At 58.5% G+C, this 19,127-nt stretch carries 17 protein-coding genes and 2 pseudogenes; 15 read left to right on the top strand and 4 right to left on the bottom strand.

The window, feature by feature from the left end:
• Positions 1 to 5 precede the first annotated feature (5 nt).
• Genes QA646_RS29665 through QA646_RS29655 form a run of 3 tightly spaced genes read left to right on the top strand, consistent with a single transcriptional unit; the run spans position 6 to position 4,091 of the window.
• Positions 6 to 1,346, top strand: coding sequence for a cbb3-type cytochrome c oxidase subunit I (locus tag QA646_RS29665; protein WP_283061169.1), 1,341 nt, complete (start codon positions 6 to 8; stop codon positions 1,344 to 1,346).
• Positions 1,347 to 1,371: 25 nt separating this feature from the next.
• Entirely contained in the window at positions 1,372 to 2,184 is an 813-nt protein-coding gene (locus tag QA646_RS29660) for a CbbQ/NirQ/NorQ/GpvN family protein (RefSeq protein WP_283061168.1), read from the top strand.
• An 11-nt stretch (positions 2,185 to 2,195) separates the two neighbouring features.
• Positions 2,196 to 4,091, top strand: a complete 1,896-nt coding sequence (locus tag QA646_RS29655; RefSeq protein WP_283061167.1) for a VWA domain-containing protein — start codon at positions 2,196 to 2,198, stop codon at positions 4,089 to 4,091.
• Positions 4,092 to 4,151: 60 nt separating this feature from the next.
• On the opposite strand, the gene hemN is transcribed toward QA646_RS29655, so the two are convergent.
• Entirely contained in the window at positions 4,152 to 5,504 is a 1,353-nt protein-coding gene (hemN, locus tag QA646_RS29650; RefSeq protein ID WP_283061166.1) for an oxygen-independent coproporphyrinogen III oxidase, read from the bottom strand.
• Between the two features lie 214 nt (positions 5,505 to 5,718).
• On the opposite strand from hemN, the gene QA646_RS29645 reads away from it, so the two are divergent.
• Genes QA646_RS29645 through QA646_RS29630 form a run of 4 tightly spaced genes read left to right on the top strand, consistent with a single transcriptional unit; the run spans position 5,719 to position 8,179 of the window.
• A complete protein-coding gene (locus QA646_RS29645; RefSeq protein ID WP_283061165.1) occupies positions 5,719 to 6,003 on the top strand; it encodes a DUF2249 domain-containing protein in 285 nt (94 codons plus the stop codon).
• Positions 6,004 to 6,017: 14 nt separating this feature from the next.
• Positions 6,018 to 7,391 carry a hypothetical protein gene (locus QA646_RS29640; RefSeq protein ID WP_283061164.1) on the top strand — a complete coding sequence of 458 codons (1,374 nt, stop codon included), beginning with the start codon at positions 6,018 to 6,020 and terminating at the stop codon, positions 7,389 to 7,391.
• A complete protein-coding gene (locus QA646_RS29635; RefSeq protein ID WP_283061163.1) occupies positions 7,375 to 7,896 on the top strand; it encodes a DUF2249 domain-containing protein in 522 nt (173 codons plus the stop codon). Before QA646_RS29640 ends, QA646_RS29635 begins: the two co-directional genes overlap by 17 nt.
• Positions 7,883 to 8,179 (top strand): metal-sulfur cluster assembly factor, encoded by a 297-nt coding sequence (locus QA646_RS29630; protein WP_283061162.1) that lies wholly within the window; start codon positions 7,883 to 7,885, stop codon positions 8,177 to 8,179. Before QA646_RS29635 ends, QA646_RS29630 begins: the two co-directional genes overlap by 14 nt.
• Before the next feature lie 87 nt (positions 8,180 to 8,266).
• On the opposite strand, the gene QA646_RS29625 is transcribed toward QA646_RS29630, so the two are convergent.
• Together QA646_RS29625 and QA646_RS29620 are read right to left on the bottom strand one after the other, a co-directional pair.
• The gene (locus QA646_RS29625; protein ID WP_283061161.1) at positions 8,267 to 8,422 is read right to left on the bottom strand and encodes a hypothetical protein; all 156 of its coding nucleotides are present in this window, start codon (positions 8,420 to 8,422) and stop codon (positions 8,267 to 8,269) included.
• A 342-nt stretch (positions 8,423 to 8,764) separates the two neighbouring features.
• Positions 8,765 to 9,973 (bottom strand): NnrS family protein, encoded by a 1,209-nt coding sequence (locus tag QA646_RS29620; protein ID WP_283061160.1) that lies wholly within the window; start codon positions 9,971 to 9,973, stop codon positions 8,765 to 8,767.
• 195 nt (positions 9,974 to 10,168) lie between these two features.
• On the opposite strand from QA646_RS29620, the gene QA646_RS29615 reads away from it, so the two are divergent.
• Entirely contained in the window at positions 10,169 to 10,849 is a 681-nt protein-coding gene (locus tag QA646_RS29615; RefSeq protein ID WP_283061159.1) for an NnrU family protein, read from the top strand.
• On the opposite strand, the pseudogene QA646_RS29610 reads toward QA646_RS29615, so the two are convergent.
• A pseudogene (locus tag QA646_RS29610) lies at positions 10,804 to 11,415 on the bottom strand (UbiX family flavin prenyltransferase). The gene QA646_RS29615 and the pseudogene QA646_RS29610 sit on opposite strands and share 46 nt — an antisense overlap.
• A gap of 138 nt (positions 11,416 to 11,553) precedes the next feature.
• On the opposite strand from QA646_RS29610, the gene nirK reads away from it, so the two are divergent.
• The 7 genes and pseudogenes from nirK to QA646_RS29570 form a co-directional block, all read left to right on the top strand.
• Positions 11,554 to 12,705, top strand: a complete 1,152-nt coding sequence (gene nirK / locus QA646_RS29605; protein WP_283061158.1) for a copper-containing nitrite reductase — start codon at positions 11,554 to 11,556, stop codon at positions 12,703 to 12,705.
• Between the two features lie 79 nt (positions 12,706 to 12,784).
• Positions 12,785 to 13,720 (top strand): SUMF1/EgtB/PvdO family nonheme iron enzyme, encoded by a 936-nt coding sequence (locus tag QA646_RS29600; RefSeq protein WP_283061157.1) that lies wholly within the window; start codon positions 12,785 to 12,787, stop codon positions 13,718 to 13,720.
• A gap of 17 nt (positions 13,721 to 13,737) precedes the next feature.
• Positions 13,738 to 14,433, top strand: coding sequence for a Crp/Fnr family transcriptional regulator (locus tag QA646_RS29595; RefSeq protein ID WP_283061156.1), 696 nt, complete (start codon positions 13,738 to 13,740; stop codon positions 14,431 to 14,433).
• Between the two features lie 444 nt (positions 14,434 to 14,877).
• On the top strand, positions 14,878 to 15,261 hold the full coding sequence (locus tag QA646_RS29590) for a hypothetical protein (protein ID WP_283061155.1): 384 nt from the start codon (positions 14,878 to 14,880) through the stop codon (positions 15,259 to 15,261).
• A gap of 303 nt (positions 15,262 to 15,564) precedes the next feature.
• Positions 15,565 to 16,035, top strand: coding sequence for a hypothetical protein (locus QA646_RS29580; protein ID WP_283061153.1), 471 nt, complete (start codon positions 15,565 to 15,567; stop codon positions 16,033 to 16,035).
• A 407-nt stretch (positions 16,036 to 16,442) separates the two neighbouring features.
• Entirely contained in the window at positions 16,443 to 17,168 is a 726-nt protein-coding gene (locus QA646_RS29575; protein ID WP_283061152.1) for a response regulator, read from the top strand.
• Between the two features lie 168 nt (positions 17,169 to 17,336).
• Positions 17,337 to 18,971, top strand: a pseudogene (locus QA646_RS29570) (HAD-IC family P-type ATPase); the annotation flags it as partial.
• Between the last annotated feature and the right edge of the window lie 156 nt (positions 18,972 to 19,127).

The raw sequence follows: 19,127 nt of genomic DNA, 5'->3' as shown, positions 1-19,127 counted from the left end.
AAATCATGAGATATAAGACACAGAGCGTCGCAATGCTCTATTTCTACGGGGCTCTTGGCCTTTTCATGGCCCAACTCCTGTTCGGCGTGCTGGCCGGCACGATCTACGTGCTGCCGAACACCCTTTCGGTGACACTGCCATTCAACATCGTCCGAATGATCCACACGAACGCATTGATCGTCTGGCTTCTGATGGGATTCATGGGAACCACCTATTTCCTTCTCCCCGAAGAATGCGAGACGGAATTGTACAGTCCCAAGCTGGCAATCGCGCAGTTTTGGCTGTTTTTCGTCGCTGCGGGCGTGGCGGTCGTCGGATACCTCTTCCATATCCATGAGGGCCGCGAATTTCTCGAGCAGCCCTTCCCCATCAAGGTCGGCATCGTCGTCGTCGCGCTGATTTTCCTCTTCAACGTCACGATGACGGCGCTCAAGGGCCGCAAGACGACGATCACAAACATCCTGCTCTTCGGCCTCTGGGGCGTGGCGATCTTCTTCCTTTTCTCCTTCTACAATCCATCAAACCTTGCGCTGGACAAGATGTACTGGTGGTGGGTCGTCCATCTGTGGGTGGAGGGCGTCTGGGAACTGATCATGGCTTCGGTTCTCGCCTTTCTGATGATCAAGCTCAACGGTATCGACCGTGAAGTCGTCGAGAAGTGGCTGTACGTCATCATAGGCCTCGCACTATTCTCTGGTATCCTCGGGACCGGCCATCATTATTACTGGATCGGCGCACCTGGTTACTGGCAGTGGATCGGCTCGCTCTTCTCGACGCTGGAAGTCGCACCGTTTTTCACAATGGTCGTCTTCACCTTCGTAATGACATGGCGGGCCGGACGTAAGCACGAAAACAAGGCGGCGCTGCTTTGGTCTATCGGCTGCTCCGTGATGGCGTTCTTCGGAGCGGGCGTCTGGGGATTCCTCCACACGCTGTCGTCGGTAAACTACTACACCCACGGAACGCAGGTCACGGCAGCCCACGGGCACCTCGCATTCTTCGGCGCTTACGTCATGCTGAATCTTGCCGCCATGACTTACGCGATCCCGCAGATACGCGGCCGTGCGCCCTACAACCAATGGCTCTCCATCGGCAGCTTCTGGATCATGTGCGGGGCCATGTCCGTGATGACCTTTGCGCTCACCTTCGCCGGCATCATCCAGGTGCATCTGCAGAGAGTTCTCGGTCAATCGTATATGGACGTCCAGGACCAGCTCAGCCTGTTCTACTGGGTGAGACTCGGCTCCGGGATATTCGTCTTCATGAGCGCGCTCATGTTCATCTGGTCGGTCCTTGTTCCAGGCCGCGAGCGCGTGACCAACGCCACAGCCCAGCCCGCCGAATAGGCGGGCTACCTCACGGAGATCGGAAATGACGATAGCTCTCAATCTTCCGCTGAACCCAAAGGCGGAAATCCCTCACTATGCGCCTCAAGGCAACGAATGCGCTCTCTTCGAAAGAGCATGGACCCGGCAGCTGCCGGTCCTCCTTAAAGGGCCGACAGGCTGCGGGAAGACTCGGTTCGTACATCACATGGCCGCCCGGCTTGGACTGCCGGTCTCTACGGTTTCCTGCCACGATGACCTCACGGCCGCCGACCTGACCGGCCGCTATCTGCTCAAGGGCGGGGAGACGGTCTGGGTCGATGGCCCACTTACAAGGGCGGTCCGCGACGGCGGTGTCTGCTACCTGGATGAAATCGTCGAAGCGCGCAAGGATGTCGCGGTCGTGCTGCATCCGCTCACCGACGATCGTCGAATCCTCCCGCTTGAACGGACGGGCGAGATCTTGGAGGCTCAGCCCGGATTCATGGTCGTCGTGTCCTACAATCCGGGCTACCAAAACCTGATGAAGGCTCTGAAGCCGAGCACCCGTCAGCGTTTCGTCTCGATCGAGTTCGAATTCCTTCCCCGTGAAAAGGAGATCGCCACCGTCGCTATCGAGAGCGGGCTTGCGGAAGGAAAAGTCGCTCCGCTCGTCGATCTGGCGCGGCGCCTGCGCGCGCTCAAGGGCCAGGATCTGGAAGAGGGCGTGTCGACCCGACTGCTGATCTACTGCGCAACACTCGTCGAGGCCGGATTGCCGACCTTTGACGCCGTCCGCGCCGCCATCATCGAGCCGCTCACTGACGAGCCTGACGTGAAGGCCGCGCTCCTTGAAGTGGCCAAGGCAACGTTTGCATAGGATCGGGTGAAATGCTGGAACTTCTGGAACTTGAAGAAACCGTAGGGCGCGCATGGCATCGCTTCGTCGGCGATACGAGCTCATGGCCGCATCATCCGGATCAAGCGGTGCAACTCGCAGACGTCAAGTCGCAGCTCGCCGTCTGCTTCTGCGCCTTCGGCGGCGAGTCCACTCTTCAGATCCAGAAGTCGCGGCAGAAGACCTCCGCTCATCGCCTTCGCCTGCGCCAGGTCGTAGGCCTCGGCGAAGAGAGGAGCGATCATCCGACCTGGGACGATTCGGCGCTGTACCTTCCAGCAACGATCGAAATCTTCGACGACACTCAGCTCAATCGCGACCTATACTTCTGGCTTGCGGGATATTTCGCGGTCGCAGTCGCGGTTGCGCCTGATCAGATGTCCTCTGACCCGGCCGTTCGGGATCTCGCCCGCATCGAAGCGGGGCGCCGCAACTCACGGTTATTGGTGGAGACATTCCCCGGCATGAGCAGCCGGTATGCTCGCCTAAGCCATGCTCTGGTTTCCTGCCGGCAGCGAGGCAGACTTCCCTCGGTCGAGGCTCGGATCGAGACGTTCGCAATGACGGCCCTGTCCTTTCCGATCGAGCATGATCTTCCACCCAACGCCCAGCCCGAGATCCATGCAGCGCCGGCGGGTTATCTCCCGATGCTGCCGATTCCACTCTGGCCGGATTTCCGGGGCGGAGCCGACTGTATGAACGCGGAGCGCGACGATCTTCCCTCCGATATCTCGCAGCGCGACGAAACGAAAAAGCCAACACATGAGGGCAAGCGCAAGAAGGACGCCGACGATCGCAAGCGCGATCCGTTCATACTGAACCGGTTCGAGAAGATTCTCGCCATGGCGGAGATGGTAGCTATGGACCGCCCAACAGATGACAGGGAAGACGACGAGCCTTCCGTTGCGGACGATCTGGACGAAATCACACTCAGCGAGACGAGAGAGAAGCCGAAATCTAAGTTTCATTTTGATCTCGACCTTTCCCCCGAAGCTGCTGATCCCACGCGCATTCGCGGGGAATTCGTCTATCCCGAATGGAACTATCGCAAGGAGGAGTACCTCCCGGATCATTGCCGGGTCGTGGTGGGGACGGCTCAGGACGATGACCGGACGGCACTGGCCAGCGATCAGTCCATCATTCGCAAGGTGAAGAAGCAGTTCGAAACACTTCGTCCGAAGCGCGAAATACGACGGGCGCAGTTGGACGGAAGCGATCTCGATCTCGAAGCAGTCGTCCGCTCGCGTATCGATCTTCTCGCCACGGGGCAGCCGAACGATTATATCTACGAGTGCGCCCGACCGGCTGCGCACGAACTCGCGACCTCGCTGCTTGTCGACGTCTCCCTGTCCACGGATTCATGGGTGGACAACAGAAGGATTCTCGATGTGGAAATGCAGGCCCTCGACGTGCTCGCACGCGGTCTTGACGCCTGCGGCGACAGGTTCTCCATCGAAACCTTCACCTCGCGCCGACGCGACTGGATCCGCGTCGATTCAGTCAAGCGCTTTGACGAAACCTTCTCACCGGCGGTCGCCCGCCGTATAGCGAGCCTGAGGCCCGGTTACTACACCCGCATGGGCGCCGCGATCCGGCACGTCTCGCAGCAGCTCGACAAGCAGGGCGCGCGGAAGAGACTGCTGATGATCTTGACCGACGGAAAGCCAAACGATGTCGATCATTACGAGGGAAGGTTTGCTCTGGAAGACTGCAGGCGGGCCGTTATCGAGGCGTGGGGCCGTGGTCAGACCGTTTTTGCGGTCACGGTGGATCGAAATTCAGGCGACTACCTTCCCGCGATCTTCGGCCGCCACGGATATGCGCTTGTCTCTGATATCGCTAAGCTGCCAAGCACCCTCCCCGCGATCTATAGGAGCCTGACGGCGTAGCCGGTGCCTTGGGGTGCATGGTTTCAGGAAAAGGAAACGACCATCCAGAGGAAGCGGCGTCTAAGCCGCCTTGCTGTGCGTTCGACCCAGCGCTCCCAAATAGGCGTCAAACGCCGCAGCCACAGCGCGGACCATAAAGCGCGAGTCCTTGGAAACGGTGACCCGACCTTCGACAATGGCAACCACTCCGTCGGCCACTAACTCGCGAAACCTGTCGTTCCGCTCCAGCAGAAATCCTGCATCGTATCCAGCCTCGCGGCTAAATGCCTCGAGATCGACCTCAAAATCACACATGAGCCGTTCGATGATCCGGCCGCGGAGCTTGTCTTCTTGGGTGAGAAGATAGCCTTTCGCCGTTGGAAGGATGCCGGAAGAGACCATATCCGCATACCGTCCGATCGCCACGTGGTTCTGGTAGTAACCGGATGGCAGACGTCCGATAGAGGACGCTCCCAGGCCGATAAGCGTTTCGCAATCGTCCGTCGTATATCCTTGGAAGTTTCTTCGCAGCGTGCCTGAGCGGGCCGCGATCGCGAGTTCGTCGTCAGGCAGCGCAAAATGATCGAGGCCGATTCGGACGTATCCTGCAGCCACGAGGGTCTCTGCAATAGCTTCAGCCTGCTCGTTGCGCTCTTCAGCCCCTGGAAGCGCCGACTCGTCGATAAGCCGCTGATGCTTCTTGAACGCAGGAACGTGCGCGTATCCGAAAACTGCAAACCGCTCCGGCCGTAGCTCGATCGCCATGTTCACCGTGTCGACGCACGAGCCGACGGTTTGAAACGGCAGGCCATAGATAAGGTCGAAGTTCGTGCTCGAAACGCCATATGCCCGCAGGCCCGCAACCGCCGCCTTCGTCTGGCTGAACGTCTGGATGCGGTTGATCGCCTTCTGGACGACCGGATCAAAGCTCTGGACACCGAGACTTGCTCTGTCGACGCCGTTCTCGCCGAGCGCGATGATCATTTCGCTCGCAGGCGTCCGAGGGTCGATCTCGACCGCTACGCTAGCTTTCTGAGCAAAAGAAAACGCCCCTCTAAGCTTCGCCATGAGGGCTGAAAACTCGTGCGGCTTCATGATCGTCGGCGTGCCGCCGCCGAAATGCACATTCTTGACTGGCATATCGCCGCCGGCGGCCTTCGAAACCAATTCGATCTCTCGGCTCATCACGTCGAGATAGTCGAGAATAGGGCCGTCGTGGCGGGTGATAGTCGTATGACAACCGCAATACCAGCACATGGTGCGGCAAAAGGGGACGTGGAGATACAGCGACACGGGGCCGCCTCCTGCGGCGGCTGCCAGGGCCTGCTCATAGTCCGCTGGCCCCACATTGGCCGCAAATGCAGGCGCGGTGGGATAACTTGTGTAGCGTGGCAATCGGGCTTCGCCGTATTTGGCCACCAGGGCGTTGGACATCTTCTTTTCCCTTATGAAGCTCATGGCTCCTTATGCCTGCCGGCGGGGAAGCCTTCCTTGTCATAAGTCAATGAAGGGGAGCTCCGACTATCCGAAACTTTCCGGATGTTTGCTCGCTGTCAAAGTTCGTGGATTCCCGAACGCGTATCTTGAACATCGACGAACGGACGAGCCGTCGTCCACGCACTTCATGAGCAGCGGCAAAGGAACCAGCATGACCGACGCCTATCCCACCCAAATCGAAATCGCGCATATCGACGTCCGAGTTCTCCGGCCGGCCGAACGTCACCCGCGCATTTTTGGCGCCCTTCATGCGCTGACGCCGGGCGCAGTCCTCCACATTACGAGCGACCACGAGCCACGACCGCTCCAATATCAACTGGAAATGGCCCTGCCCGGCAAGTTTTCCTGGGAATATCTGGAGCAGGGACCGGAGGTGTGGCGTGTCGAGATTGCTCGCCTTGACGCCGGCTGCGACTGCTGCTGCGGCAGCCACTGACGCAGGGAGGCACAATGATGCCAATGGGCACGAGCCTGTCGCGATGGACGATGTCCTATTTCGCAGCGGCGCTCTTCTTTCTGCTCTTCGCGGAAGGTTTGCTTGCGACCGGAAGCTGGGTGCCGTCACTTGCTATCGCCGAGCCCCGTGCGCTCATCATCGTGCACTCTACGACGATCGGATGGCTGGGCCTGCTTATGATCGGGGCCCTTCTGCAATTCGGACCTGTCGTGACGGGGCTAAGCCTGCCAACCGGCAATCTCGGTCTGACGATCCTTGGCGGCATGGTTTTCGGGCTGGGACTGCTTCTGTGCGGTTTCAGGCTGATCGAAAACGGCTCGGTGATGGCCGGTCCAGTCATGGTCGCCGCCGCGTCAATTCTAGTTATATCGATCCTGTCGATCGCCTCCGTGCTCTTCGCACTTCTCTGGCGCGGGCGAAACGCCCATGAAGCGTCACGCTTTCTCCTTATCGGAATTTGCAGCCTAGCGGCAACTGTCGCTCTAGGCGCGCTCTTTGCGGTCGTGATCTCCGGCACCATCGGCATACCGTCCGTCGTGTCCTTCGTGGTCGACGCCGCGCCGTTGCATGCCGGCCTCGGACTGGGCGGCTGGATGACGTTCGGCGCGATCGGGGTCACCTACAAGCTGCTGCCGATGTTTCTGCTGTCGAACGACATGAAGCGGTCCGTTTTGCTTTACAGTGGTGGGTGGGCAGTTGTTGGCCTTCTTGTCTGCGCTGCCATCGCGCTCATCTTCGACGCCAATGTCGCGGGCACGTTGACCCTTCTCGCGCCCTTCTTCCTTTTGATCGCCACTGCGGCATACCTGGCCGAACTGTTTCGCACCTATCGCAGCCGTCGCCGGAAGACTCTTGAGCTCAATACCTTCTGGTCTCTGCCAGCGTTCGTCCTGCTCAGCGCTTCAGTTCCGCTCCTCGCTTTCGCGCTTGTCTTCCACGCTGGCCAACATGCCATCATCGCACTCTCCTATCTCTTCGTCTTCGGCTGGTTGAGCGGCCTCGGGCTCGCGCAACTCCTGAGGATCGTACCCTTCCTCACATGGATCGAGGCGTTCGGTCCGCTCCTCGGACGACGTCCGACGCCACGCCTAGCGGACCTTGTTGCCGCCGGCCGGTCGTCCATTTGGCTCGGTGCTTTCTACGTGGCTGTCATCTGCGCCGCGGCCGCGATCTTTCTACAATGGGATGACGCCTTCCGCATGGCTGCGTTCGTTCAGGCGCTTTCGACCGTAGCGCTTGCCGTGGAGCTCGCATTGTCGCGAGGCCTCGTTGGCGTAGACGCCGAAGCCAAGCAATTCCCGTTCAAACATCCATCCTTCTTTTTTGCCGGCAACAACAGAGGTAAGGCCAATGGTTCAGCTTCGTGAACTCGACGTACGACAGATCCTGCGCGATGGCGGGATGCCCTTTCAACTGATCATGGATACCTTTGCGAGCCTTGCTCCAGGCGAAGGTGTCAGGCTTCACGCCATTTTTGAGCCCAGGCCGCTGATCCGGCAGCTCTTGCAGCGGGGTTTCACCTACACGGCGCGACGGCTAGCGGAAGACGATTGGGAAATTGAGTTCCTTCCCGTTGCCGCTGCAGACGATGCTCAAAAAGGCAACAAGGATGCGATTTGGCCCGAGCCAGTTTGGAACCTCGACCTCACCGATCTGCCTCCCCCCGAACCCATGGAAAGAATCCTGGCAAGGCTGGAGACGATGGCAAGCGGCGAAGTGCTTTTCGCGCTGTTGAACCGCGAGCCGGTCTTCCTGTTCAACGAGCTGAAGGAGCGAGGACACGAGTGGATTGGCAACTTTGATGGGACGGGTAGCGTCTATCGGATCATGATCCGGGCGACGCCGAAGGATGGCACCGATGTGTGGAACTGAGCCGACACGGGAGGACGTGCTTGACGCCCTCCGGGAGATCGACGATCCCGAGGTCGGAACCAACATCGTCGACCTCGGCCTAGTCTATGACGTCTCGATTTCAGACGACGGCGTCGTGACAGTCGAGATGACAACCACCACCCGCTTCTGTCCGGCCTCGGAATTTCTATCCCAGGCGGCGAAAGCCAGGATCGAGACACTTGCGAGCGTCAGCGAAGCCGTCGTCAACCTGGTCTATGATCCGCCGTGGTCACCCGAAATGGCAGATCTGATGAGCTTCTGAACGGGGCCTCGATGCCGATAGGTTGGGAGGCCCCGTTGTAGCTCGCGTTTGGAGGTTTGGGCTGTCACCAACAACCTCAAAAAGCTTCTAGAGTGCGGGCTCGTCCGCAGCCGAGTAGATCGGCATCGGAGAGGATGAGGGCAAGGCGGCCACACTCTCCACATCAACAACGGTCAGCGGATCGCCGTCGCGGACGGGCAGACCCGCATATTGACCGAAGAGAAACGGTTCATTCACAGCCATCGCTGACAGTTTAGGTCCTACCAAGGCTCCAGGCCAAGCGCTGTCCGTATCCTTTCCATCAATGGCATTTCAGCGACGTTCTTGTTTACGACATATAATCATAAATTCGGCGGCTCTTGATCCGCAATGACGCCGACACCGCCGGTCCGCTGATGTACCGCAGCGGATTTGACCATCGCATCAGTGGCTGCATGACTTTCGCAAGATTGTTGACGAAATCCGGGCTAGCGCGCAATGGGTCGATGATATTCGATAAGCATGCTCGCTCTTCCCTGATAAAATATGCTGCACGCCGTCGAGTGAATCGGCGTGCAGTGAACTCGGAATAAATGACTGTCAGCCTCACCGAACGGTCAACGGCTTTCTGTCGAAGCAGAGCATGGGTGCATGCTCGATGGCAAAGAGGCCGAACGCCGCCGTCCATCCCAGGAACGCCATCATCAAGATCGTCATACTGTAGTCGGGGAACAATTCCGCCATCGGTCTGACGAAAGCCACAGCCAGGAGAATAACGTAGGATAGATTCGTAACCCGGCTGGACTTCAGCTTCCGGCCGGTATGGCCGCGGCTGGCACGCGTCATCACCGCCAGCATCATCAGCGATATCGATCCGATCGCGAAGATATGGAGGACAGCAAGCTCCGGCAGTCCCACCGCCTGGAGTGCGATGGCCGCAAACCCGAGAGGCACGAACGCGAAGGCGACGTGCAGCACGAACAGGATGGGTTCTGGCCACGTTGTCCAGCCGCGCCAGCGCACCAATCTGACAACATTCAGAACGGCGGCCGCGAAGCCGAGAATGCCACTCGCCCATGCGTCGGGCCGGACTACCCATACGGCGAGCGATACCGCGCCGAGGATGATCGTGGCCGCGTCAAAGCGGTTGTAGGGCACGGGAAAATCGGTCCGGCCGAACTGGTTGATCCAGTTGCGCGTGAAGCTCGGAAGAATTCGTCCGCCAACGATCGTCACCAGCAGGACGTAGGCGCCGAGGCCCAGACGGATCGCCAGCTCCGGATTGCCTACTTTCACGACTTGCAGATGGAAGAGAATGTTCGCAAGCGACAAGACAGCCAGACCGGCAATCACCTTGAGGTCGGCCCACTTCCGGCCGGCTACGACCTCACGGGTTGATAGAAGGAGCATGGCAGGAAGGAACGCGCCGTCGATGATCACCGCAGGAATGACGCCTATGAGGCTGCTCGCGAGCATGGCGAGACGACCGGCAGTCCAGAGGCTCAAAAGATAGATAAGCGGGCGGCCGGAAATCGGCAATCTTCCAGTCCAGTTCGGTATGGCCGTGAGCAGAAAGCCGGCGAGGATAGCTGGCGCAAATCCGAAGAGCATTTCATGGGCGTGCCAATAGAGCGCCCCGTACTCCGTGGCGAGTGGAATGCCGAACGTCAGAAAGGCGGCCCAAAGATCGATACTGACGATCGCCCATATCGCGGCAGCCAGAAAGAAGGGGCGAAAACCGTAGGAGAAGATGACAATACCCTCGCGAGACATTCCGCGGGGAGCATGGGCGCCGCCATCCTTTTTGTTCTGCATGATCATTGTCTCCGAAGTTGATCATTCAGAAATGTCATTATTTTCAGGAGAGGTCGTTGAGATTACGCAAATACAGGCGCCACCACGGAAGCGCCGATAAACGCTGAAGTTAGTGGCACCAATGCTGCGGTAATTGATTGCGATCAATCTTATGGCGGAACCAATTTGCTATTACGGACGCTTCAGGAGGTTCTCATGATCTCGTTCGTTTCCGCTTTTGCATTCTTTCTTCTCCTTCATTCGATCCCGGCTATTCCGGTGATCCGCTCCAGCATCATCACGCACATCGGCAGGCCGACATACTTCATCGGCTACTCCGCCGCCTCGATTGTCGCTCTCGTTTGGCTTTTCTCGGCCGCCCTGGCGCTCGATTATGTTCCTCTGTGGGACCTTCGCCCCTGGCACGCAGCCATAACATTCATCCTCGCACCACTGGGCAGTTTCCTGGTGATCGCGGGATTGTTGAGTGCAAACCCGCTCTCCGTCACGATCAGATCCTCGGAGAAGGTCGGTGCAGTGGTGGGTATAACAAGGCACCCGGTCCTTTGGGGATTTGCCATATGGGCGTTCGGTCACATCGTTGCGAACGGCGATCTAAGGTCGCTGCTTCTCTTTGGAGGATTCGCCCTTTTCTCCCTCGGATCGATCGCGATCACTGAAAAGCGCGCCCGCCGTCGCCTCGGAGGCCGGTGGAAGACCGTATCGAAAGACACCTCGATCGTGCCGCTGGCAGCCTTCTTCTCGGGTCGTCGCCCCGCTTGCGATCTCTCCATGCTGTTTGCAGCACTGATTGCGGTGGCACTCGGCGCCTGGTTGTTGTTCGGAGGAGGTCATGCCCTGCTTTTCGGAGCGGATCCGATCGCTGTGTTCGGCTGAGTGAACGAAGCCTCTCCGGTCCATCCCCGCGACTGGTGCGGAAGAGATAGGCCCAGAAGGTCGATCGCACGGCGGGCCGGATGGTCAACGACGTCTTCGATCGACTGCGGCCGGTTATAGAATGCCGGCTCCGGCGGCATGACGATTGCTCCCATCTCCGTGACGGACGTCATGTTGCGCAGGTGGCCCAGATGAAGCGGCGTCTCGCGCGTCATGAGAACAAGACGGCGGTGCTCCTTGAGCTGAACGTCGGCGGCAAGAGCGATCAGAATTTCCGACATTCCCGTCGCGATCGCCGCATCGTCTTAATCGAGCACGGCGCGACATCCCCGAAAAGGGAAAGGAGCCGCTCGCGATGGCCGAACCAATATCCTTGTTATCGTACCATTTGTGCGCCTTGAGCGGCATTCGGCCATATGTTTCCGGCCCGACCTCATGCGCCAGCGTCCTCTTGCGTCGGTGATGACGAGATGAACCCTGATCCGCAGCTCGGTCAGTCGGTCAAGAACCGCGACGCCAAGCGACACCCCGACGCTCCGCTGACCGCGAAGCGCGGCGTCTGCGATTACTCGAAGACCACAACCTCGAGTTTGCGCCGAAGCAAAAAGGCAGTTTGCGCCAAATCAAAGAGTTTCTCGGGGGTTCTTATATCTTCGTCCTCGACCGGGCGGCGTTCGCCCTCTCTTCAACTATGGAGATTGGAAATGACACATACTCTGCAAATGACCCGGCGCACGATGCTGACGGGCGCTGCTGTCGCGGGAGCGCTTACGCCCATCATCATGTCCACTGCCGCTCGCGCCGACGAAGAAGTGGCCTCGGCGGATGTGGTTAGGAACCCAGGATCGGCGGTGGATCTATCGAAGATTGCGCGAGAGAGGATCGAACTCGTCAAGCCGCCCTTCGTCCATGCCCACACGCAGAAGGCTGAAGGCGGCCCCAAGATCAAGGAGTTCACGCTCACCATCAAGGAAAAGAAGATGGTGCTCGACAAGGACGGTACCGAAATCAACGCTATGACCTTCAACGGCTCCGTTCCGGGACCGCTAATGGTCGTCCATCAGAATGACTACGTCGAATTGACATTGGTAAATCCCGATACGAACACGATGCAACACAACATCGACTTTCATGCCGCCACCGGCGGTCTAGGAGGTGGAGCGCTGACGGTTGTCAATCCGGGCGAGAGCACGGTTCTGCGCTTCAAGGCCACAAAGGCAGGCGTGTTCGTCTACCATTGCGCACCTCCGGGGATGGTGCCCTGGCACGTCACTTCCGGGATGAACGGCGCGATCATGGTGCTACCGCGCGAAGGGCTGACCGACGGCCGCGGCAAGCCGATCGTCTACGACAAGGTCTATTATGTCGGCGAACAGGATTTCTACGTCCCGCGTGACGCCGAGGGCAAGTTCAAGAAGTTCGGGAGCCCCGGTGAGGCGTACGAAGAGACGATAGCCGTCATGAAGACCCTCCTGCCGACACACATAGTGTTCAACGGTGCGGTGGGAGCGCTGACCGGCGAAAACGCGATGACTTCAAAGGTGGGCGAGACCGTCCTAATCGTGCATTCGCAGGCGAACCGTGACACCCGTCCGCATCTCATCGGCGGCCACGGCGAGTACGTGTGGGCCACCGGAAAGTTCTTGAACGTTCCGGATACCGACCAGGAAACATGGTTCATTCCGGGCGGCACCGCCGGCGCCGCAATCTATACTTTTCAGCAGCCGGGCATCTATGCCTACGTGAACCACAATCTCATCGAGGCGTTCGAACTGGGCGCGGCGGCCCACTTCAAGGTGACCGGCGATTGGAATGACGATCTTATGACCTCGATCAGGGCGCCCTCGGCAACCTGATCGTATTTCGGCTGCGCGGATCCGGCGATCGAATCCGCGCACCGCTTCAAATAGAAGGGCGCAAGTTGCGAACAAAGATATGATACTGCACGCCGTCAGAAGAACGGTTTCGGAAATGTCGATCCTCATCCCCCTCGCTATTCTCGGCTTGCTCTCTGGAGCGCTCGCCCAGAAGGCGGGGCTTCTTTCGTTCGAAGGACAGGCTGTCACCGTCGTACCGCCCGAGGTCGTCACCATCGCGCCGCATGCCTTCGAATATCGCGATGCGACGGAATACTTTCGAAACGGTCTCGCGATCGACGCTCCTCAACAGCAGGAAGCGATGGTGGTTCCTCTCGACGTCATGAAGTACCAGGTCACGCAGGCCGAATACGATCGCTGTGTCTCCGACGCTGCATGCATCCCTTCGGAAGCCGGCGCTACCTTGCCGAACGATAGCATTCCGGTGACAGGCGTGAGCTATGATGATGCGGGGCGTTACGCGGCATGGCTGTCGCAGCACACTGGCCAAGAATGGGCGCTTCCAACTGATTTCGAACTTGCTTACGCGGCGGCCGATCGATTTCCCGACGATGCCCTTGGCATAGACCCGGACGATCGCAATCCGGCCAAGCGCTGGCTCGCCGACTACGAACGCGAAGCCCGCCGCTCCGCCTCGGTTGATCCTCACCCCCAGCCGAAAGGTTCTTTCGGCATCAGCCAGACGGGGCTCGTCGATTTCGCCGGAAATGTCTGGGAATGGACGTCGACCTGCAACAGGCGAATCGATCTCGATAAAGCGAAAGTCCACGAAGATCTGGACCCTGCCAGTTGCGGAGTCATGATCGCTGCCGGAAGACATCGCTCGCCGATGAACAGCTTCGTCAGAAACCCGAAGGGGGGCGGATGCTCCGTGGGAGCACCTCCCGACAATCTTGGATTCCGTCTCGTGCGCCGCCCGTCGCTGTTGGAAAGCATCGCGAATTTTGCTCGCAGGGCCACCGCGCAGCTCCTTGCACCAATCGTTAAAACCTAGAGAAAGACGAACAGACGATGAGGGTCGATCGCACAGTTTTAAAGACGCTGCCGCTCTTCGAGCGAATGACGGATCCGGATATCGATGCAATGCTCAAGCATGCTATTTCACGCCGTGTCGCAATGGGTGACTCGGTCTTTGAGCAGGGCGCCCCAGCGAGGTCCTTCTTTCTGCTGCTGCACGGGCGGCTGAAGGTGACGCAGGTCACTCAGGACGGCCAGCAGATCATTGTCCGGATGGTCCATCCGGGGGATCTATTCGGCTTCGCCATGGCACTTCGGAGAACCGATTATCCCGGCACCGCGGTTGCTGCAGCGGAAAGTGTGGCGCTCGGATGGCCGACGGAAATGTGGTCGTGTTTCGTAGAGCAGAATCCCCGACTGGCTATGAGCGCGATGCAGACGATTGGGCAGCGCCTGGAAGAAGCGCATACCAGGATACGCGAAATGTCGACCGAGGAAGTTGAAAAGCGGGTCGCCCATGCCGTCCTGCGACTCTGCAAGCAGGCCGGCCGGGCCGTGGATGCAGGGATTCGCATCGATTTCCCAATCTCCCGTCAGGATATCGCGGAGATGACCGGGACGACACTGCACACGGTCTCAAGAATCCTCAGCGCATGGGAGGCGAAGGGTATCGTCGAGGGCGGGCGGCAAAAACTCACGGTAACGGATGGAGAGCGTCTGCTTATTCTCGCAGACGGCGCTCGGAGATAACCGGCAGCCGATCAGGGTATGGACCGAAGACATGACGAGGTGTGGTCTTCGCTAGAGCGGGCGTAACGCACGTTCTGTTTGATGCCGAACAAGTAAGGCCGGCAACAAAATGGGTACGATACAGCCAATGAAGACGTCCCCATATGGCACCCCTGTTCGTGCCGATGCTTGGACCGATCGGATATGTCGAGGCCAGGTATCTTGGCCGAGACAATGTGGCTGAAAGCAATCGAATGTAAAGCGGGAAACTGATGCCTTCAACTCTCAGACCGTCGCCGGATGAGTGGGACGTCTCCACCACCCGTCAGATAAAGGTGCTCACCAGGCGACTCGACCCCGAATACGACTGCTCGTCGGCCGTCGGTGAGGTTTTGACGAGGGTGGAGCCGTCCAAAAGGAAAATCGATCGTTCAAGAGCTCTACCATCTCGCGCTTCGACAACGTGTGAAAGTAGCCACCCTCGTCGACCTCACCACCGGACTGGAAGAGTTGGACTCGTATGCCGAGCGAGGAGAGCTTGAAGAAGCGGTCATGCTCTTCGAGGACATGGCGCTGCAGGCGCGGCTTTGGTCGCAACTTCTTAAGGCGGTCGTGCTCAGTCGAATGAGCCTCGCAGGAGCGGCAATGGGCACCCAGAGCTCCGCATGGAAGGATCGGAACGATGAGGAACGAACTACAAACTCGAGCGTCGCTGTCACCTGGATGTTCTCGAATTCCTCGGTTCAAACAGCGGTGTCGGTGGAGATCCGCGCGCCGTTCTGGGCTTCCCACGTGACGACGTCTCACTCTAAAGATCATCCAGGAAAAGCGCCGTCGAGAAATAGCTGATGCCGATTGTGCTGGCGAAAAGGTAGACGAACATTCCGAATGCTATGTAGCGCTCCGGAGTAACGAGCGATGAAGCGACCGATGAGACACCGTTCGTCCATATTATCAGGCCGACCACGGTGCCCATTGCAAAACCAATCAAAAGCCGCGTGAGCATGAATGAAATCAAGCGAGGCATGGGGATGTCCTCCAATCGATTTCAACTCACAAGCGGGAGGCTGGTTCCATCCCAAAATGACTTTAATCAATTGCCCTCCATGTGTCGTGTGCCAATAGAAGCGAGCAAACTTTGGAACCCCGTAAATGGATATCTCACATTTCTTTATCGCAGCCTTCGCTCTTCTGATCCTGCCAGGTCCAACGAACACAGTTCTCGCATTCTCGGCAGAGGGCCTAACGCCCTTGCGCTTCACATCGCTGCTGGCAATCGCCGTCTCGGCCTATGCCGCCGTGGTGATCGCCGTCTCCGGAATCGGGGGACCATTGCGTCACGAGCATCGGACCATCACTCAGGGAGTCAAATTGCTGGCCGCGACGTGGGTCTCTTATTTGGCGATCAAGCTCTGGGCACCCTATACCGCCAATGCAGCCTGCGGCTATTGGCGGAAAGCAACTGTTTGTGACTACCTTGCTGAGCCCGAAGGCGGTCATCATCGGCCTCACCATGAGGCCCTCACAAGCGGGCACCATTTCGCTGGCCGCCCTTTGGGTTTTCGTGCCGACCGTAATCGCTACGTCAAACGTCTGGCTGACAGTCGGACGGCTCATCATTAGCCGCTCCGCAGGAATGCCCAAGATTGCGCGCCGGCTCGGCGCCGCGCGTTGGTGGCTGCCTAAAGATGAGTATGACCGACGGTTGCGATACGTTGCCGGGCGAGATGCGGCAGGCAAGACGAAATAGATGTGAAAAACAGAGGACCATGGGCCACGCGGAGGGCACACTGGATGAATTCCCGTTATTTCATGCCCTGCCGAATGCGACGCGAGCGGAGCTGCTTCACAGTTCCGTTCAAACGAGCGCCTTGATCGTATTAATGCGCCCGGGTGGACATGATTTGCGACATGTTCGTCCTTCGGTGCCGTCGATGGGGACCATTGTTTGGTCGCCGGTGACATGCCGATGCTGCGCGTGTTAAAGACGGTGCAGTTGAGTACCAACAACGCTAGGCGAACGACGGACCATGGCAACAGTTCACCATGACGTGCATCTTCTCGTCGTCGATGATGATCCGCGTATTCGCCAGATGTTGACGCGCTATTTCGAGGATGAGGGCTACACGGTGTCTTCTGCCTCCGATGGTGTGGAAATGCGGGTGCGCCTTCGCCAGCAGAGTTTCCACGCAATTCTGCTCGATCTCGTCCTTCCTGGCGGGGTGGACGGCCTCGATCTTGCCCGCGAAATCCGCGCCCAGTCTGATGTGCCAATCATGATGCTCACTGGCCGCGACGATGTTGTTGACCGAATCGTCGGCCTTGAAGTCGGCGCTGACGATTACATCGCCAAACCATTCCATCTTCGGGAAGTGCATGCGCGTCTGAAGTCGATCCTGCGCCGCCGGCAGCCTTTGCCGCGCAATGTCGAAACAGCGAGCGAGGAGACCATCGGTTTCGAAGATTGGAAGCTTAACATCAGCCGCCGCCAACTTCTCGATCCGGAAGGCGAAGAAGTTGAGCTGACGACCGGCGAATTCGATATGCTGACGATCTTCGTGCGGCATGCTGGCCGAGTCCTGACCCGCGATGTGCTGATGGATCTGACGAGGGGTCGAAGCCTCGAAGCCTTCGACCGTACGATCGACGCTCAGATCGTCCGACTCCGTCGCAAAATCGAAACCGACCCGAAGAAGCCGCAGTTCATCAAGGCCGTACGCGGCGTCGGCTATGTGTTCACCGCCAGACTCGATTGACAGTTCAGGAAATGGTGTGGTGCCTCAAGGCACCAACATCGCGGCTCCGCTCAATCGCAGAGCCGGAGATCGTCAGCGCCCTGTCGACGCGGCCGCTCGACTACCGTCCCAAGCAACAGCCGATGACTTTGTCGGGGTATGAGAAAAGCGGGGAATTGACCCTTATCAATGTTCTCTCTGCCGCTCGTGCGATTGTTTTTCCCAGGGAGCAGAACCATGGACAATTCGACCGAGAATGTCGGGCTAAAGCACCGGGTCTTGGAGCCTCCATTTCCCTACTGGGCAAGATCCATTGCGCAGTTGTTTGCTGAATACAAATCGCAGCCGACCGGCTTGTCCGCCATAGAAGCTGCAGCGCGGCTGCAGACCTACGGCTTGAACACGCTCAACGCCACTGGTCACGCAGATGCTTTCCGGCTTTTGTTGAAGCAGTTTTTCAGCCCCCTGGTCTTAATTCTTATCTTCGCAGCCTTTGTCGCGGCGGCAGCGGGGGAAATGCACGATGCCGTGATTATAGGCTGTATCGTCGGAGCGAGCTGTCTTCTTGGATTTTCGCAGGAATTTTCCGCCTCGCATGCAGTAGAATCGCTCCGGCGCAGCATTTCGCCGACTGCTACCGTCATTCGCGATGGGAAGGAGCAGACGATACAGGTCGGCCACGTCGTACCTGGCGACATCATCAAATTGTCCGCAGGCAGTCTGGTGCCAGCGGATTCCGTTCTTCTGACGGCGCAAGATCTCAACGTGACCGAAGCGGCGCTGACCGGGGAGACGTTTCCTATCGCCAAATCGCCGGGCATATCTACGCCCGACACCCCGATTGATGATCGCTTGAACTGCGTATTCACCGGCACATCAGTTAGAAGCGGCATCGCTACCGCGCTTGCCGTGAAGACGGGCAACAGCACGGAATTCGCTTCGATTGCCGAGGCCGTTACGCGTGAAGTTCCCGAAACGGATTTCGCTCGGGGCATTCGCAGCTTCGGTTATCTGATGACCAGGATCATGTTGGTCATCGTCTTCGTCGTCTTCATTGCCAACCTTCTCCTACATCGTCCGCTTGTCGACTCATTGCTGTTTTCGCTGGCACTCGCCGTGGGACTGACGCCAGAGCTGTTGCCGGCCATCATCAGTGTAACGCTTGCGCGCGGCGCCCGCGTCATGGCGCGACAGGGCGTCATCATCCGCCGTCTCGAGGCCATGGAAAATCTGGGCAGCATGGATCTTCTGTGCACGGACAAGACCGGGACCCTGACGGAAGGAGCAATCCACCTCGACAGATGTATCGACGTAACTGGTCAACTCTCTGACAGGGTGAAATTGCTCGCCATTCTTAACGCCGGCCTGCAGGCGGGTCTCAAAAATCCCCTCGACGATGCCATCCTTGCCGAAAAGCCGGATGCCTTGCTCGCGGCTTATCGAAAGCTGGGCGAGATTCCCTATGATTTCGCCAGAAAGCGGCTTTCGGTAGTCGTCGCTGAGCAGGGTGGTGCCCAACTGATCTGCAAGGGTGCGGTCACCACCCTCCTGGACATTTGCGCGACAGCGAAAGCAGGCGACGCCGTCAAACCGATCAATGCGGAATTTCGAGCCGAAATTGAAGAACGCTATCAGCGGTGGAGCGAGGACGGAATTCGCGTCATTGCAGTGGCGACGCGCCCATTCGACCAACAAAAGACGGTGCCCGACAAGGGAGATGAAATCGGCCTTTGCCTGGAAGGGTTTCTCTTGTTTCTCGATCCCGCCAAGGCTGGCGTGAAAGAGGCTCTTAAAGGACTTCGCAAAAGGGGGATCGGCATCAAAATCATCTCGGGAGACAATCGTTATGTCGTTGCGCATCTGGCAAAGATGGTGGGGTTGAAGGGCGAGCGTGTATTAAGCGGCCGCGAGATCGCCTCCATGAGCAATGAAGCGCTTTTCGCCAGTGCTGCCAAGACAGATCTTTTTGTCGAGATCGAT

Origin of the sequence: Rhizobium sp. CB3090 (genome assembly GCF_029714285.1) — a bacterium.
Lineage (GTDB): Bacteria > Pseudomonadota > Alphaproteobacteria > Rhizobiales > Rhizobiaceae > Rhizobium.
Note: the sequence above shows the minus strand (reverse complement) of the source record. Positions and strands in the feature narration are given on the sequence as shown.

Excerpts from the sequence above, each read along its gene's own strand:
- QA646_RS29665 (WP_283061169.1), top strand. The coding sequence starts at position 6 with ATGAGATATAAGACACAGAGCGTCGCAATGCTCTATTTCTACGGGGCT.
- QA646_RS29660 (WP_283061168.1), top strand. The coding sequence starts at position 1,372 with ATGACGATAGCTCTCAATCTTCCGCTGAACCCAAAGGCGGAAATCCCT.
- QA646_RS29655 (WP_283061167.1), top strand. The coding sequence starts at position 2,196 with ATGCTGGAACTTCTGGAACTTGAAGAAACCGTAGGGCGCGCATGGCAT.
- hemN (WP_283061166.1), bottom strand. The coding sequence starts at position 5,504 with ATGTCCAACGCCCTGGTGGCCAAATACGGCGAAGCCCGATTGCCACGC.
- QA646_RS29645 (WP_283061165.1), top strand. The coding sequence starts at position 5,719 with ATGACCGACGCCTATCCCACCCAAATCGAAATCGCGCATATCGACGTC.
- QA646_RS29640 (WP_283061164.1), top strand. The coding sequence starts at position 6,018 with ATGATGCCAATGGGCACGAGCCTGTCGCGATGGACGATGTCCTATTTC.
- QA646_RS29635 (WP_283061163.1), top strand. The coding sequence starts at position 7,375 with ATGGTTCAGCTTCGTGAACTCGACGTACGACAGATCCTGCGCGATGGC.
- QA646_RS29630 (WP_283061162.1), top strand. The coding sequence starts at position 7,883 with ATGTGTGGAACTGAGCCGACACGGGAGGACGTGCTTGACGCCCTCCGG.
- QA646_RS29625 (WP_283061161.1), bottom strand. The coding sequence starts at position 8,422 with ATGGCTGTGAATGAACCGTTTCTCTTCGGTCAATATGCGGGTCTGCCC.
- QA646_RS29620 (WP_283061160.1), bottom strand. The coding sequence starts at position 9,973 with ATGCAGAACAAAAAGGATGGCGGCGCCCATGCTCCCCGCGGAATGTCT.
- QA646_RS29615 (WP_283061159.1), top strand. The coding sequence starts at position 10,169 with ATGATCTCGTTCGTTTCCGCTTTTGCATTCTTTCTTCTCCTTCATTCG.
- nirK (WP_283061158.1), top strand. The coding sequence starts at position 11,554 with ATGACACATACTCTGCAAATGACCCGGCGCACGATGCTGACGGGCGCT.
- QA646_RS29600 (WP_283061157.1), top strand. The coding sequence starts at position 12,785 with ATGATACTGCACGCCGTCAGAAGAACGGTTTCGGAAATGTCGATCCTC.
- QA646_RS29595 (WP_283061156.1), top strand. The coding sequence starts at position 13,738 with ATGAGGGTCGATCGCACAGTTTTAAAGACGCTGCCGCTCTTCGAGCGA.
- QA646_RS29580 (WP_283061153.1), top strand. The coding sequence starts at position 15,565 with ATGGATATCTCACATTTCTTTATCGCAGCCTTCGCTCTTCTGATCCTG.
- QA646_RS29575 (WP_283061152.1), top strand. The coding sequence starts at position 16,443 with ATGGCAACAGTTCACCATGACGTGCATCTTCTCGTCGTCGATGATGAT.